Origin of the sequence: Streptomyces rubrogriseus (assembly GCF_027947575.1) — a bacterium.
Taxonomy (GTDB): domain Bacteria; phylum Actinomycetota; class Actinomycetes; order Streptomycetales; family Streptomycetaceae; genus Streptomyces; species Streptomyces rubrogriseus.
Genome location: NZ_CP116256.1, coordinates 5,520,465 through 5,534,144 on the forward strand (window position 1 = coordinate 5,520,465; position 13,680 = coordinate 5,534,144).

Consider the following 13,680-nt stretch of genomic DNA (forward strand, 5'->3'; position numbering starts at 1 on the left):
GGTAGCTACACCGGCAGCGCGTGCAGCTTCTTGCCGTGCAGGGCGAAGACGTGTTTGCCGTCGGTTGCCACCAGCCAGGCGTGGTAGTCGCCTGTCTTGTCGTTGAACGTCCAGCGCACCGCGCCGGTCCTCGCGTCGATGGCGATGATGCCGCCCTGCTTGTCCAGGTCCGTGGCGCCGTACAGGGTGTCGCCCGCCTTGACGTACTGCCGCGGCACCTGGAGCCCGGCCTCCGCGAGGGCTTCGGACTTCCAGAGCTGTTTGCCGGAGCGCGGGTCCACGGCCCACATGGTCCTGGCGCTGTCGGCGACGTAGAGCACGTCCTCCAGTGCGGCCGGTTCCCGGAAGAGGGCACCGTCCGACGCTTTCAGGGACCACTTCTCCTTGCCGTCGGCCAGGTTGAAGGCCTGGAGCACGTTCCCTTGGGGAACGATGACCAGATCCTGGTGGACCGTGAAGAAGCCGTAGTTCGTCTTGGTCGTCTTGTGCGTCCACACCTGCCCGCCGCTCGCGGTGTCGCGCACGGTGAGGTTCTTCTTGAAGTCGGTGTAGACGAGGTGGCGGCCCCGGACGGCGGCGTGGATGCCGTTCTGCTCGGTGCCGGCATCGCGCTGCTCCTTCCAGGCGACCCTGCCCGTGGTGCTGTTGAGGGCGGCGATGACGTTGGTCTTGGAGGACCCGTCCTCCTCGAGGATCTCGGCGATGACGTACACCTGCTCCCCGTCCACCGCGATCGGTCGCGGCTGCCGGTACTCCTTGCCCAGCCGGCTGCGCCAGGTCTCCTTGCCGGAGGCCGGGGCGTATCCGATGACGGAGCCGTCGTAGTCGCTGCTGGCCAGGTACAGGGTGTCCTCACTGAGCAGCAGGGGCGCGCCGGGGACCGCGCCGCCCGGCAGGGACCACTTCTGCCCGCCGGTCGCGGCGTCGAGGGCGGCGAGCGGGCTGCCGCTGGCGATCACGACGCCGGCCGCGGCCACCAGCTCGTCGTTGTCACCGTAGGTCTCGGCCGAGGTCGGCTTGGTCCACAGCGGTTTCGGAGCCTGCCCCTTCTCGCCGACGTCGCCGCCGTCACCACCGTCGCCGGAGCCCTTGCCGCCGCCCTTCGGCTCGTCACCGCCGGTGCTTCCCGGGTCCTCTACGTCCACGGAGTCCTCGTCGCAGCCGACCGTACCGGCGGTCAGCGCCGCCAGCGCGAGACCGCCGCCGGCCAAGCGCAGTACACGCCGCCGGGAAGGAGCACCGAAAGCCCCAGGTGTTCTGTCTTCCGACCCGCTGTCTCGCCTGACCATGTGCCGTACCCCCGTGATGTGATGCGTCAGTGCCGGAACCCGAACAGGAGCCCACGCCGTACCGAACATACGGACGTGTGCCTCTGCGACCAGGACGTTAGCCGGGCTCCCGTGCCGTTCACACCGCCAGATCCCAACCGCGACAGCACCGTGAAGCAATCGAGACAACTCGTCGCGGACCCACTTCACGCACCACACGCACCTCACGCACCTCAGACGGTGCCGCGGGCGGCCGGCCCGCCTGATCTCAGGCCCCCTCCGCAGCCGGGGCGAGGGCCTTTCCCAGGAGATCCACCAGCTGGCGCAGCTCCTCGTCCCCCAGCCGTGCGAACGGCGTCAGCGCCAGCGTCGCCTCTATGACCGCCGCCCGCACGCGGCGCCCGTCCTCCGTCAGGGCCACCACGCGTGAGCGGCGGTCGGCGGGGTCGGCGGAGCGTTCGACCAGGCCGCGGTCGGTGAGCTGGTTCATGACGAAGCTGAGGTTGGGCGCGTTGCAGTACAGGCGGCCGGCCAGTGTCTTCATCGAGGGCGGTGCCTGGGCCGGGTCGATGGCCCACAGAGCCTGAGCGGTCGCGGGGGTCAGGCCGTGCTCCGTCAGGACGGCCTCGATCCGGTCGCCGGTCTGCATGAAGAGCTCGTGGTTGGCCGCCACCGCCGCCTCGAGGGTGCTTCGCGTCATGGGCCCATCGTACGCCTATTTACTTCGAGACTCGAAGTGTATGTTGGGGGTCAGAGATTGGTTCGAGACTCGAAGCATCTGTCTGCGGGCCGCGTCATGCCTTCTTTCGGTCGCACTTCTTCCAGTCACTTCTTCCAGTCACTTCTTCCAGTCGCAGTCGCTCCAGCCGCACAGAAAGCGATCACCCATGCACGACTACACGAACACCACCGCCCTGGTCACCGGCGCATCCAAGGGGCTGGGCGAGGCCTACGCACGCGAACTCGCCTCTAAGGGCGCGCACTTGATCCTCGTCGCCCGCTCGGCCGACGCACTGCACACCCTCGCCGACGAGATCCGGGCCACCCATTCCGTCCGCATCGACGTGATCGCCGCTGACCTGTCCGACCGGCGGTCGCCACAGCGGGTCCTCGACGCCGTCGACGGGCTCGGCCTGGACGTGGATCTCCTGGTCAACAACGCCGGGATGGGGGCCGTGGGGCCCTTCCTCGGCCGGCCCCTCGCGCCCAACCTCCAGTCCGTCGACGTGAACGTCACCGCCCTGGTCGGACTGGTCCACCTCCTGGGTGCCCGCATGGTCGAGCGCGGCCGAGGCGGCATCGTCAACATCGCCTCCACCGCCGCCTTCCAGCCCATGCCGTACCAGGCGAGCTACGCCGCGACCAAGGCGTTCGTGCTCTCGTTCACCGAGGCGGTCGCCGAGGAGGTCCGCGGCACCGGCGTACGCGTGATGGCGGCCCACCCGGGAGCCACCGCCACGGGGTTCTTCGACCGGACGACCGCGTCCATGAACCCCAGGTTCACGGACGCCCCCGCCGACGTGGCGGCCAGGACGCTCGACGACTTCGCCCGGGGCCGGGCCGTCTCCTTCCCCGGGCGGGCGTCCCAGCGCATCGGGGTCTGGGCGTCGAGGGTGCTGCCTCGCACCACGGTCACGCGGGTCACGGGCGCCCTCAACCGCCGACTGGGGTTCCGCGACGTCAGCGATCGCGATCCCGTCGCCGCGCCGGGGCAGTGATGTCCTGGGTGGCATACTGCGCAAAGAAGAGGCGTGAACCGGGGGGCGGGCCATGAGGTGGTTCCAGCGGGATCGGCGGGAGCGGCCCGCAGGTGTGGTGCCGCTCTCCGGTGTCGTCAAGAGTGAGAGCGTGCCCGGACAGGCACCTCCACCGCTCACCGCGGGCGGCCCGGTGCTGCAGCGGATCGGCGGCGACAGTGACCAGGTCGCACGGATGACGACGCCTGCGGAGCCGGTCATCCTGGACATCATCCATCAGGGACGAGGCCACTTCGTCGTGGACGCCCTGGACGCCGGTCTGCATTCCCAGAGCCAACTCGTCTACACGGACGGGCCTTTCGCCTGCCGGGCTCTGGTGAATGCCGACGACAGGACGGTGCGGGCACTCAGAGTCCAGGCGGACGGGCCGTGGGCGATCGAAGCGGCCGCGGTGTCGAGTGCCTCGGCCTTGGCCGGAGCCGCACGGTGCCCCGCCTCGAACGTGCTGCGCTACGAGGGCGGCCCGGGGATCGCTTCGCTGTGCCACGAGGGAGACCCGCGGGCCGAGGACGGCGGCTATTTCCTCGTCGACACCTACGCGCCGGATGGGAACGGTTTCCTCGACGAGCTGGCCAACCACGTCGGCCCCTGGCGGGGCGAGGCACCGTTGACCGGACCGTGCCTCATCTACGCCCGCTCGGACGGACCGTGGTCCATCAGCGTGCAGCCCCTGTAGGTCCTGTCGGTCCTGTCGGTCCTGTAGAACCCATAGCACCCGTAGGGCCCCAGGCAAGCATCGGTGATCCGGGCTCAACGACCGTTGCCCCTACGCCTGTTCATCACATAGGGTCCCGTCAGCGACACCAGGCGTCAGCCCCCGAACCGGGAGTGCAACGGTGGCATCACCCTCTCCCCTCTCCGAAACCCTGCGTCGTCTCGACAGGGTCCTCCAGGAGAAGAAAGGCCGTTCGGAGCCGCTGGACGCGGCGGAGCTCGCCGTCCGGGCGGCACTGCCGGTGTCCACCGTCCGCAGCCTGCTCCAGGGCGGTGTGCCACCGGACGACTCCGTCAACGACCGGGTCCGGATGCGGATCGCCGCACTCGCCGAAGCCGAGATGGCCGCGACCGGCAAACGCATGTCCGACCTGGCCTCGGACATCTCCGAGCGGCTCGGCGTCTCCGGGTACTGGGCCCGGCAGGTCTGCGACGGCAAGAAGGTGCCCAGCGTCGAGCTTCTGCACGGGCTCGTCGAGTACTTCGGGGTCGAGGAGGGAGAGGCGTTCTTCACCGCGTCGGCCGCCGACGCGCTCAACCGCGTCCTGCTCCCCGTCCTGCACGGACTGGAACACCCCGAGACCGATCCCGTGCTCGCCCTGATGGATCGGTACGGCGTGAGCTCCGCCGACCTGCGCGCCCACGGCTCCCTGACCCGCGAGCAGCTGGAACGCCTCCTCGAAGGCGTCCTGCGGTCCGTCGTACCCCCGGACGGAGGCCGCGAGCGGTGAGCACCAAGGCGATGAAGTCCTTACTCTCCTTCCTGGGCCGGCGCACGGCGGGGGCCATTCGGCGGCCGGCCGAGCCCCGGGAGGTGATGGCAGCCTTCTGCGAGGCCATGAGCGCCCGCACCGGCCGGCCGATCCGTCTCGTGTTCCGAGGGTTCCCGCCGGACATCCCCGTCTCCGGCATGCGCCTGGACTGCGGGGACCACTCCATCATCGTGGTGGAGGAACACACCGTTCCCGAGGCGCAGTTGGTCATTCTGGGCCATGAGCTGTGGCACGAGGAGCAGGGCGACTGCGGACACCACGTGGCGGGGATGCCGACGGCCGCCCGTGCGCTGCCCACCGAGCAGGCCGGGGAGGTGATCGAGCGGGCCGTCGAACAGATCCTCGCGGCGCACGAGGTGCCCTCCGACGCACTCCTCGCCGTCGCCGCCCGAGCCAAATCCCGCGACGACCACGAGGCGGACGCCGAGACGTTCGGGCTCCTCTTCGGCCGGGAGGTCCGCACCTGGATGAAGGGCCGGTACGCGCAGGGCCCGGTCAGCGCGGACACCGTGGAAGGCCGCATCAACCTGTCCCTGAGCAACCGCGGCGGGCACCTGCTGCCATGAGCCCGTCCTTTCACATTCCCTACATCCTGCCCACCGCGCTGCTGGCGCTGGCCCTCGTGCTGAAGCTCCCCACGTTCCTGCGGGCCTCGCGCGACCCGGACGTCAGGGCCACCACTCTCCTGCTGATCTGGGCCACCGCCGTGCTGGTCGTGATCACCCCGGTCAACATAGAACGGCTCAACGTCCTCACGGGTGTACCGAACATCGCCTCCCCCTGGGCCTACTCCTTCCTGACGGCCTTCTGCGCCACCGGCCTGACCATGATCATGCGCTGGCGGGAGCCACCGTCGGTGAGACGGCGGCGCAGGATCCGCCGCATCTACTGGATCTACGCGGGCATCGTCGCCGTCCTGTGGCTGACGTTCATCCTGGCCGACGTCCCCACGGCACGCGTCTACGACCTGGACACCTACTACGCCGGCACCCCCTGGATGCGCGAGCACATCCTCCTCTACATCGCCGCGCACACGGTGTCGTCCCTCGTGGCGGTCTCCATGCTGTGGAAGTGGTTCCCCGAAGTGGCCAACCGCTGGCTGAAGGCAGGAGTGGTGTTCCTGCAACTGGGCTTCGCGTCAGGGCTCGTCTTCGATGTGGCGAAGACGGCTGCGATCGGGGCCCGCTGGTCGGGACACGACTGGGACGTACTGAGCACTCAGGCCGCGCCCCCGTTCGCGCTACTGGAAGCCGCCCTGGTCGCGCTCGGCTTCATCGTCCCCCAGGCCGGGCCCTTCGTGCAGAAGTGGGTCCGGGACCGGCGCGAGTACCGTCGGCTCGCCCCGCTGTGGCACGCGCTGAGCAGCCTCACCCCGGCGGCGGCCGAAGCGCGCTTCGGACCGTGGACTCCACTCGACCTGCGGCTGTTGCAACGCCGGCAGCGCATCCACGACGCGCTGCGCATGCTCGGCCCCTACCTCGACCCGGTGCTCTACCAGCGGGCCCGCGAAGCCGCACGGGCCGGGCACGGCGTCCCGGAAGCCGACGCGGACGGTGTCGCCGGAGCCGTCACGATCACTGCCGCCATCAGCGCCTACCGGCAGGGCGGACCTTCCGTCTCCCCGGTCCAGGGGCCGCGGGGAGGCGCGGTCGTGGGCGGCCACATCGAAGGCATCGCGTCCGCCCTGCACCGGCCCCGCATTCTCCAAGACGTTCGCCGACGCATGACCAGCACAGAAAGCGCGCATCACCATGGCTGAAGGAATCGTCACCCGCCGGCCCACCGCAGTGGTCATCGGCGCCAGTGCCACCGGTCTGCTCGCCGCGGCGGCCCTCGCGGACTTCGCCGACGTCACCGTCGTCGAACGCGACCGCCTCCCCGAGGGGCCCGAACCGCGCAGGGGCGTCCCCCAGGCCCGCCACGCACACCTGGTGTGGAGCGGAGGAGTCAAGGCCTTCGACGACCTCCTCCCCGGTCTCACCGGGGAGATCGTCGCCCACGGCGGCCGCCTGGTGCACATCATGGGCGACATGGTCTCCCGGGCCCCCAACGAAGTGTGGTTCCGCCGTTTCACCTCCACCCATCACCGCAACCTGGTCTGCTCCCGCGACCTCCTCGACTCCGTTCTGCGAGGCCGCGTCCTGGCCGACGAACGCATCACGCTCCGCCAGGAGACGACCGTGCTCGGCCTCGAAGGCGACGCCACAGCGGTCACCGGCGTCCGCATACGCGCAGGAGCAGCGGCCGAAGCCGACGCAGGCGCCAACACAGGCGTCGACGCCGAAGCCGACGCCGGGGAACGCACCCTGCGCGCGGACCTGGTCGTCGATGCCTCGGGTCGGGGGTCGCGCGCGCCGCATTGGCTCACCGAGCTGGGCGGGCCGAGCGTCACTGAGCGCGAGGTCAACGCCGGCGTCGCCTACGCCACCCGTCTCTACCGGGCCCCCGAGGCGGCCCGGAACATCGACTTCCCCCTCGTGAACGTACAGGCCAACCCGGCCAAGGCACCCGGGCGGGGAGGCATCGTCCTGCCCATCGAGGGGAACCGCTGGATCGTCACGCTGGCCGGTACCCGCGGCGGTGAACCCACCGACGATCCCGGCGCCTTCGTCGACTTCGCACTCAACCTCGACGATCCCGTCATCGGCGAACTCGTCAAGGGCCTCGAGCCACTCGGGGACATCGTCACCACCCGGGCCACGGCCAACCGCCGTCGCTACTACGAGCGGGTCAAACACTGGCCGGACGGCTTCCTCGTCCTCGGCGACGCCATCGCCGGCTACAACCCCGTCTACGGCCATGGTCTGACCGTCGCAGCCCAGTGCGCCCTCGCCGTCCGCGACACGCTCGGCGCGACCCGGCTGGGACAACCGGGCCTCGCACGGCGTCTTCAGCGCGCCGCCGCACGACCGGTGGCCGCCGCCTGGGACCTGGCCGTCGGCCAGGACGCCCTGTATCCGGGAGCCACCGACACCCCGCCCAACGGCGTCGAACGTCTCCTCGCGCGCTTCGTCGACAAGGCCGTGGAGACCGGCGCACGCAATCCGCGCGCCATGGCTGCCCTGCTGGATGTCATGAGCCTGGAGCGACCCGCGACCCGGCTGTTCTCGCCCGACATGCTCATCCCCATGCTCCTCGGCCCCAGAAGACCGCACCTGCAAGGGCCGCCCCTGACCGATGCGGAGCGAAAGACCGTTGGGCCGTAGTGCTGTACTTCCGCTACGGCAAGCCTCAGGAAAGGGGTCACGGCCTCGGCGGTCAGGCCAGCTCGCACAACGGACCCTCGGGGTCCTGGTGGCACGGCGTCCAGGCGACGGAAGCGAAGACCCACTTCTGCCGGAGGTCCGCCGGGACGGACTCCGTGCGGATGCGCAGCGGCTTGCCCTTGGCGTCCTTCAGCTGGAGCCACTCGCCCTTCTGGTAGGAGTCGTTGTAGTGGACCTTGATGCCCCACTCGCACGCCTGCCCCCGTGGCGCGATCGCCTCCACCCTGAGGCCGCCCGAGGGCTGGCCGCCGCCGACCTCGATGTAGTGGGTGCCGAAGTAGGACTCGCCCTGCCCCTCGGCGTCGTCGGTGAGGACGGGCTCCTCGGCGCGCGGCGGAAGGTGGAGCCTGATGCCCTGATAGGTGGCTCCGCCCTGGGGCGGCATGGCGACGACGGTCTGCGTGGTGCTCTTGTGGCACGTGATGCCGGTGGTCTTCCAGCCGTCGATGACCACGGCGGAGGACCGGGTGCTCAGCACGGTCATCTTGAACGCGTCGGTGAGTTCCAGACCTCCGTCCCTGGTGTTCCGCTCGTACCGCTCGGGGGCGTGTTCCATCACGGACGCGTACACGAGCGGGCGGCCGCCCAGCTCCCTCAGGTAGGAGAAGGCGGAACCGGGGTCGCCGGTCGTCAGTTTCCGCGCCTCGTCGGCGGTCAGCTCACGGTCGAGGACCATCGCCCACGTGGGGGGCTCGCCCTCCTCCGGCCGCACCGACACCGTGAACGGGGTCTTGGCCGCGTCGATACCGGTGTTGGTGTCGTTCTCCCTGATCGTGCTCGGCTTGATCATGAGGTACGCCACCAGCACCGCGCCCAGGACGCCCAGGAGACCGACGGCCGCCTTCACGAACAGCCAGCGGAGCTTCTTGCGCCGGGAGGCCTCGGGGTCAACCCCGAGCACGTCGGAGACGAGCACCTCGAAGCTCTCGTCGGGGCGGTCTCCCCCGCCGGCGGGCGGCTGCGGGGCGGGCGGCGCGGGGTCGGCGGGCGGTGGGGGCGTGTCCCCGTCCGTGTCCGCGTGCTGTCCCGTGGGCTCGGCGGGGGCGCCGCCGCCTTCATCGTCGGGGCGCGGCTCCGGAGTCCCGTCCGGTGAAGCGGTCGTCGTCATGCTCGTCCCCCCGCAACACGTCGCATCCCGTCTCCGGCGGCCGCTGACGCCCGTGTCGGCCGGGCCGCTCGAAACCCGCCTGATCCCTTGTCACGTACCGGTTCACCCGTCACGTACAGCAGTCTGCCGTACCGGGGTCACCGCTGGTGACACACCGGTCACAGTCGGGGCCTCGACGTCGAGCGCCTCGCTTCGCCGACGGGCTCGGTCCACCTCGGCCATGTGTGCCTCGGCCCACTCGCGGAGTGCGGCCAGCGGCTCTTCCAGGGTCAGGCCGAGCGGGGTGAGCCGGTAGTACACGCGCGGCGGGACCGTCGGCTCGACTCTGCGGCCGACCAGGCCGTCACGGGTGAGGCCCTGAAGGGTCACCGACAGCATCTTCTGCGAGATGCCGGTCATCCTGCGCTGCAGTTCCGCGAACCGCACCTCCTCCGGGGAGGCCTCCGCCAGCACTTTGACGGCCATGGACGTCCACTTGGTGCCGATCCGGTCGAGGAGGCGGCGGGTGGGGCACTGCGGGTCGAACAGGTCTCCGCGAGGGAGGTGCGGAGGACGTGACGTCGAGGAGGTCACCCGGGGCTCACCACCTGTGGCGGAAGTGCGGTCTTGGATCGCCCAGCCTAGTTTCCTATCGTTCTGTTGTCACCATTGGTAACTGCGTCTTGGTAACTGCTTTCCGGTAACTGCTTCGGCCGACCCCAGGGGTTTCTCGTGCTCACGCCCGTCGCCTCGTCCCACTCCTCCGATCCCCGCCCTCCGGGCGTCGAACTCCGGCGCGTCGCGGTCAACGGCGTCGAACTCGACGTGGCCCTCCAGGGCGAGGGCCCCGCCGTGCTGCTGCTGCACGGCTTCCCGCACACGTGGCAGCTGTGGACCCGCGTCATGGGCCCCCTCGCCGAACACCACCGGGTCGTCGCACCGGACATGCGAGGCGCGGGGGCGAGTACGCGTGCGGCGGACGGATACGACGCCGGCACACTCGCGTGCGATGCCGAAGCGCTGCTGGAAGCCCTCGGAGTCCGCTCGGCGGACGTCGTCGGCATCGACGCCGGAACCCCGCCCGCGTTCCTTCTCGCCATGCACCGGCCCGACCTCGTCGGGCGGCTCGTCGTCATGGAGTCACTGCTGGGCGGGCTGCCGGGGGCCGAGGAGTTTCTCGCGCGCGGGGCGCCCTGGTGGTTCGGCTTCCACGCGGTGCCCGGTCTCGCGGAGACGGTGCTGGCCGGGCACGAGGCCCAGTACGTCGACTGGTTCCTGGACGCCGGTTCCCTCGGGGAGGGCGTCGACCCCGCCGTCCGGGACGCCTTCGTGCGGGCGTACACCGGGACCGAGGCCCTGCGCTGCGCCTTCTCGTACTACCGGGCGCTGCCCACGAGCAGCGAGCAGATCGCGCAGGCCGTCGCCGGCGGGCGGCTGACCGTCCCCACCATGGCCGTCGGCGCCCGTCCGGTGGGGCGGGCCCTCGAACGGCAGCTGCGGCCGGTCACCGATCACCTGGTCGGCCATGTGATCGAGGACTGCGGGCACATCATCCCGCTGCATCGCCCCGAAGCGCTGCTCCGCCTGCTCGAACCGTTCCTGACGTCAGTGGTACTCCATCGGGAGCACCGATGATTTCCGGGCCGGCCGGCAGTCGTTACGGACACGAGAGCAAGGAGTCCGCCATGTCCGTGCAACGACCTGCCGCCGAGCAGCCCACCACCGAACTCGACGCCCGCTACAGCTCCGCACTCCATCCCCGTCCGGGCGCCGCGGACGTCACCGCCACCGAGTGGGACGAGGCCCGGCGGCGTCTGGAGGCCGCCGAGATCTTCTGGGTGGCCACGGTGCGGCCCGGTGGCGGGCCGCACGTCACGCCGGTGATCGCGGCGTGGCACGACGGTGTGCTGTATTTCTCCACCGGACCGGGTGAGCAGAAGGCCCGGAACCTGGCGCACGACGCGCACTGCGCGCTGATCACGGGCGGGAACTCGCTCACCGAGGGGTTCGACCTCGTCGTCGAGGGCGAGGCGGAGCGGGTCGGTGATCCGGCGGTGCTGGAGGAGGTGATCGCGGCGTACGAGGCGAAGTACGGGTCGCACATCACGTCGGCCGAAGGCACCTTCCACGGCATCGGGGACGCCATGCGGCGCGGCGACGCGGTGCTGTTCGCGGTGGCCCCGGTCACCGCGTACGGGTTCGGCCGGGACGACGGGGTCTACAGCCATACGCGGTGGGCATTCTGAGTGACCGGGCAGGCAGCGCGTCAGCGGCCGACCGTCCAGGTCGCCGAGTTGGACGTGAGGTCCCGGACGGCGTGGCTGCGGACGGCGGTCGTCGTGTCGACCACCGTTGCGGTCACCTTGTGGGTGCGCCGGTCGGCCGGGACGCCCAGGGCGGCCGGGAGGACGGAGGTCCTGCCCCGGGCGTGCCTGGCCTCGCGTCCGTCGACGTACCAGCGGAGCTGCGGTCGGGAGAGTCCCGTGGCGGGGCCCAGGTCGGCGAGTTCCACGGAGAGGCGGGTGAAGCGCGTGGCCCGGGTCGCCGTGTTCCGCAGCGGGGTGAGGGCGTTGGCCGAGCGGTAGAAGCCGGCGATCATCGCCTCCCGGCCGGGGAGGTTGAACCGGTCGGTGTTCAGTGACCGCATGATGGAGTTCTCCGTGGGACGGTACACCCCGTACTCGTAGTAGTCGGCGCCCTCGAAGGTGCCGACTACGCCGCCGCTCGGGTCGGTCTCGCCGAGCCAGGACGCCCACTTGGTGCGCTGCCTCGCCATGTCGTCCGCCGTCAGGGTCGAGGCGTTGGGATGGGCGGGCTCGGGGTAGGGGTAGTCGCCGTAGCCCTCGTACTGGTACTCGTCCGCCAGGAGGCCTATGGAGTGGGCCATCTCGTGGGCGGCTATCAGGGTGGACCGGTCGTTGTCGGAGGAGAGCGTGGAGACGCCGTCGTAGCCGTAGTCCGCCGCGAGTCCGGAGTAGCCGGCACCGCCGTACTTGGCGGAGTTGGAGACCACGATCACCAGGTCGGTCGCCGGTGCCCTGTCCGCGTAGGTCTTCGTCCTGTCGAGGTCGACGCAGATCAGGCGCTCCGTGTCGCCGCACCAGAAGTACGAGCCGAGCGCGGTGTTCCTGACGACGTCCCGGGTCGGGTCGCCGGTGACGCCGGAGTCCTCGGAAACGGCCTTCACGGCCCAGACGTTGAAGAGGCCCTCGTAGCTCTTGTAGGGGTCGATGTCGGTGACCTCGTCCCACTTCGCACGCGCGTCCTCGAGGAAGTCGTCCTGCTCGGCGGAGGTGTAGCCGTCGCCGACGATCGTGACGTCGAGGCGGTCGGCGGTCGGGCCGGTCTCGGCGAGCGGGACGACCTCGCCGTCCTCGGATGCGGCGGCGGTGCGTTTCCGGGAGTCGGACCCGGTCGGCCCGTCCGGCTGGGTGTGCGGGCTGCCGGCCGGGACGCTGGTGCGCGCGCCCCCGCCGGTCGGCTCCGGGAAGTACTCGACGTCGACGTACGGGCCGGCGCCGGCCGTCGGTGCGTCGGCGGCGCCCGCGCCGTCGACCGCGGTCAGGGAGACGGAGAGGGCGAGGACGGTTGCCGCCGCCGACCTGCGCAGGCCTGTGTGCACGAAGCTCTCCCCCAACCCGATTGAAGTAACTGCGTAATTAAGTGCAGTTAAGTGCTCGCTTAAGTTAGGGGCCGGTCAGCGCTTCTGGCAAGGGGCGGGTGGGATGCGGGTGTTGCTGGACGGCGTGCGGTCAGTCGCCGACCCCCAGCGCGCCCAGCAGCATCGGCAGGGACGCGTGCAGCTCACGCTCCCAGTAGGCCCAGCCATGGGTCCCCGGGCCGTAGAAGTTGGTCGTCACGTGCCTCGCGCCGACGCGCTTCAGCTCGGCCGCGAGCGCGTGGTTCTGTCGGTTGAAGTCGGCCTCCAGGGCGCTCGTGGCGCCCGGTGCGTCCAGGGGGCCGGTGGTGCCGTCGCCGCAGGAGAGGTAGACCGGGATCGACCTCAGTCGCTTGGCGAGGTGGAAGGGGTCGTGGGCCTGCCAGATGCCGCGTTGGGCGACCGGGTCGCCCCAGACGCGGAGCGGGTCGTTGTCCTGGCCGGCGAAGAAGCCCATGATGCGGTCGACCGACTCGTCGTTCAGGAGGGGATGGGCGGAGCCGGAGAAGGCGGCCGTCGCCCGGAACATCCCGGGGTGCCGGGCGGCGTACAGCAGTGCGCCCTGGCCGCCCATGGACAGGCCCGCGACCACGCGGTTGCTGCCCGCGCCCCAGTCGCGTTCCAGGAGGTGGCGCAGCTCCTTCGTGTGGAACGTCTCCCATGCCGGGTCGCCGCCCCGGCCGTGGTTCCACCAGTCGCTGTACCAGCCGTTCCAGCCCGCCTCGGGCATCACGACCAGGACGTCGCGCAGGCTCTCCGTCTCCGCCACGTCCGTCATGCTCGTCCACGACGTGTAGTCGCCGCAGCAGCCGTGCAGGAGCCAGAGGGTGGGCCAGTGCTGCCGGTGGCGTCGGTCGTGCGGGTTCCAGCCGTCGGGGGTGAGGAGCCGGACTTCGACCGTGCGGCCACCCAGGGCCGTAGACCGCACCGACAGGTCGACCTGCCGGTCCGCGACCCGGGTGACGGCGACGACCTCCGCGCCGGGGCGGGTGGCGCCGGTCCCCGGTTTCCCGGCGGCCAGGGCCCCAGGAGCGGTCGGCGTCAGGACGGCCAGCAGGACGGCGAGGACCAGGAGGAGTCTGGCTCGCAGCGGGGTGAGGACGGTGGGCACGTTCGCGAACACGGCGGCTCCCTGGGTGGGTTGCTGTGCGTGGTGC

General features: G+C 70.7%; 14 protein-coding genes. 8 read left to right on the top strand and 6 right to left on the bottom strand.

Features of this window, described 5'->3' with window-relative positions; translation table 11 throughout:
- Window positions 1-5 precede the first annotated feature (5 nt).
- Window positions 6-1,289 (bottom strand): outer membrane protein assembly factor BamB family protein, encoded by a 1,284-nt coding sequence (locus tag Sru02f_RS25240; protein ID WP_109028595.1) that lies wholly within the window; start codon window positions 1,287-1,289, stop codon window positions 6-8.
- A 247-nt stretch (window positions 1,290-1,536) separates the two neighbouring features.
- On the bottom strand, window positions 1,537-1,968 hold the full coding sequence (locus Sru02f_RS25245; protein WP_109028594.1) for a MarR family winged helix-turn-helix transcriptional regulator: 432 nt from the start codon (window positions 1,966-1,968) through the stop codon (window positions 1,537-1,539).
- A gap of 187 nt (window positions 1,969-2,155) precedes the next feature.
- On the opposite strand from Sru02f_RS25245, the gene Sru02f_RS25250 reads away from it, so the two are divergent.
- From Sru02f_RS25250 to Sru02f_RS25275, 6 genes are all read left to right on the top strand, one after another.
- Window positions 2,156-2,986: an SDR family NAD(P)-dependent oxidoreductase gene (locus Sru02f_RS25250; protein WP_109028593.1), complete on the top strand. Its 831-nt coding sequence runs from the start codon at window positions 2,156-2,158 to the stop codon at window positions 2,984-2,986.
- Between the two features lie 52 nt (window positions 2,987-3,038).
- Window positions 3,039-3,701: a hypothetical protein gene (locus Sru02f_RS25255; protein WP_109028592.1), complete on the top strand. Its 663-nt coding sequence runs from the start codon at window positions 3,039-3,041 to the stop codon at window positions 3,699-3,701.
- Window positions 3,702-3,861: 160 nt separating this feature from the next.
- Window positions 3,862-4,470: a hypothetical protein gene (locus Sru02f_RS25260; RefSeq protein ID WP_109028591.1), complete on the top strand. Its 609-nt coding sequence runs from the start codon at window positions 3,862-3,864 to the stop codon at window positions 4,468-4,470.
- A gap of 11 nt (window positions 4,471-4,481) precedes the next feature.
- Window positions 4,482-5,078, top strand: coding sequence for an ImmA/IrrE family metallo-endopeptidase (locus tag Sru02f_RS25265; protein WP_167469207.1), 597 nt, complete (start codon window positions 4,482-4,484; stop codon window positions 5,076-5,078).
- Complete coding sequence (locus tag Sru02f_RS25270) at window positions 5,075-6,271, top strand: MAB_1171c family putative transporter (protein ID WP_167469206.1); 1,197 nt, start codon at window positions 5,075-5,077, stop codon at window positions 6,269-6,271. The genes Sru02f_RS25265 and Sru02f_RS25270 overlap by 4 nt, the downstream gene beginning before the upstream one ends.
- Window positions 6,264-7,718 carry an FAD-dependent oxidoreductase gene (locus Sru02f_RS25275; RefSeq protein WP_109028589.1) on the top strand — a complete coding sequence of 485 codons (1,455 nt, stop codon included), beginning with the start codon at window positions 6,264-6,266 and terminating at the stop codon, window positions 7,716-7,718. The genes Sru02f_RS25270 and Sru02f_RS25275 overlap by 8 nt, the downstream gene beginning before the upstream one ends.
- 52 nt (window positions 7,719-7,770) lie before the next feature.
- Here Sru02f_RS25275 and Sru02f_RS25280 read toward each other — a convergent pair whose 3' ends face one another.
- A complete protein-coding gene (locus Sru02f_RS25280; RefSeq protein WP_109028588.1) occupies window positions 7,771-8,886 on the bottom strand; it encodes a hypothetical protein in 1,116 nt (371 codons plus the stop codon).
- A gap of 102 nt (window positions 8,887-8,988) precedes the next feature.
- Complete coding sequence (locus Sru02f_RS25285; protein WP_238697768.1) at window positions 8,989-9,459, bottom strand: winged helix-turn-helix transcriptional regulator; 471 nt, start codon at window positions 9,457-9,459, stop codon at window positions 8,989-8,991.
- 138 nt (window positions 9,460-9,597) lie between these two features.
- On the opposite strand from Sru02f_RS25285, the gene Sru02f_RS25290 reads away from it, so the two are divergent.
- Together Sru02f_RS25290 and Sru02f_RS25295 are read left to right on the top strand one after the other, a co-directional pair.
- A complete protein-coding gene (locus tag Sru02f_RS25290) occupies window positions 9,598-10,500 on the top strand; it encodes an alpha/beta fold hydrolase (protein WP_109028587.1) in 903 nt (300 codons plus the stop codon).
- A gap of 50 nt (window positions 10,501-10,550) precedes the next feature.
- The gene (locus tag Sru02f_RS25295; protein WP_109028586.1) at window positions 10,551-11,111 is read left to right on the top strand and encodes a pyridoxamine 5'-phosphate oxidase family protein; all 561 of its coding nucleotides are present in this window, start codon (window positions 10,551-10,553) and stop codon (window positions 11,109-11,111) included.
- Between the two features lie 20 nt (window positions 11,112-11,131).
- Here Sru02f_RS25295 and Sru02f_RS25300 read toward each other — a convergent pair whose 3' ends face one another.
- Window positions 11,132-12,487 (bottom strand): M64 family metallopeptidase, encoded by a 1,356-nt coding sequence (locus tag Sru02f_RS25300; protein WP_109028585.1) that lies wholly within the window; start codon window positions 12,485-12,487, stop codon window positions 11,132-11,134.
- Window positions 12,488-12,617: 130 nt separating this feature from the next.
- Window positions 12,618-13,646, bottom strand: a complete 1,029-nt coding sequence (locus tag Sru02f_RS25305) for an alpha/beta hydrolase (protein ID WP_109028584.1) — start codon at window positions 13,644-13,646, stop codon at window positions 12,618-12,620.
- Window positions 13,647-13,680: the final 34 nt, after the last annotated feature.

Excerpts from the sequence above, each read along its gene's own strand:
- Sru02f_RS25240 (WP_109028595.1), bottom strand. The coding sequence starts at position 1,289 with ATGGTCAGGCGAGACAGCGGGTCGGAAGACAGAACACCTGGGGCTTTC.
- Sru02f_RS25265 (WP_167469207.1), top strand. The coding sequence starts at position 4,482 with ATGAAGTCCTTACTCTCCTTCCTGGGCCGGCGCACGGCGGGGGCCATT.
- Sru02f_RS25245 (WP_109028594.1), bottom strand. The coding sequence starts at position 1,968 with ATGACGCGAAGCACCCTCGAGGCGGCGGTGGCGGCCAACCACGAGCTC.
- Sru02f_RS25295 (WP_109028586.1), top strand. The coding sequence starts at position 10,551 with ATGTCCGTGCAACGACCTGCCGCCGAGCAGCCCACCACCGAACTCGAC.
- Sru02f_RS25270 (WP_167469206.1), top strand. The coding sequence starts at position 5,075 with ATGAGCCCGTCCTTTCACATTCCCTACATCCTGCCCACCGCGCTGCTG.
- Sru02f_RS25250 (WP_109028593.1), top strand. The coding sequence starts at position 2,156 with ATGCACGACTACACGAACACCACCGCCCTGGTCACCGGCGCATCCAAG.
- Sru02f_RS25275 (WP_109028589.1), top strand. The coding sequence starts at position 6,264 with ATGGCTGAAGGAATCGTCACCCGCCGGCCCACCGCAGTGGTCATCGGC.
- Sru02f_RS25255 (WP_109028592.1), top strand. The coding sequence starts at position 3,039 with ATGAGGTGGTTCCAGCGGGATCGGCGGGAGCGGCCCGCAGGTGTGGTG.
- Sru02f_RS25280 (WP_109028588.1), bottom strand. The coding sequence starts at position 8,886 with ATGACGACGACCGCTTCACCGGACGGGACTCCGGAGCCGCGCCCCGAC.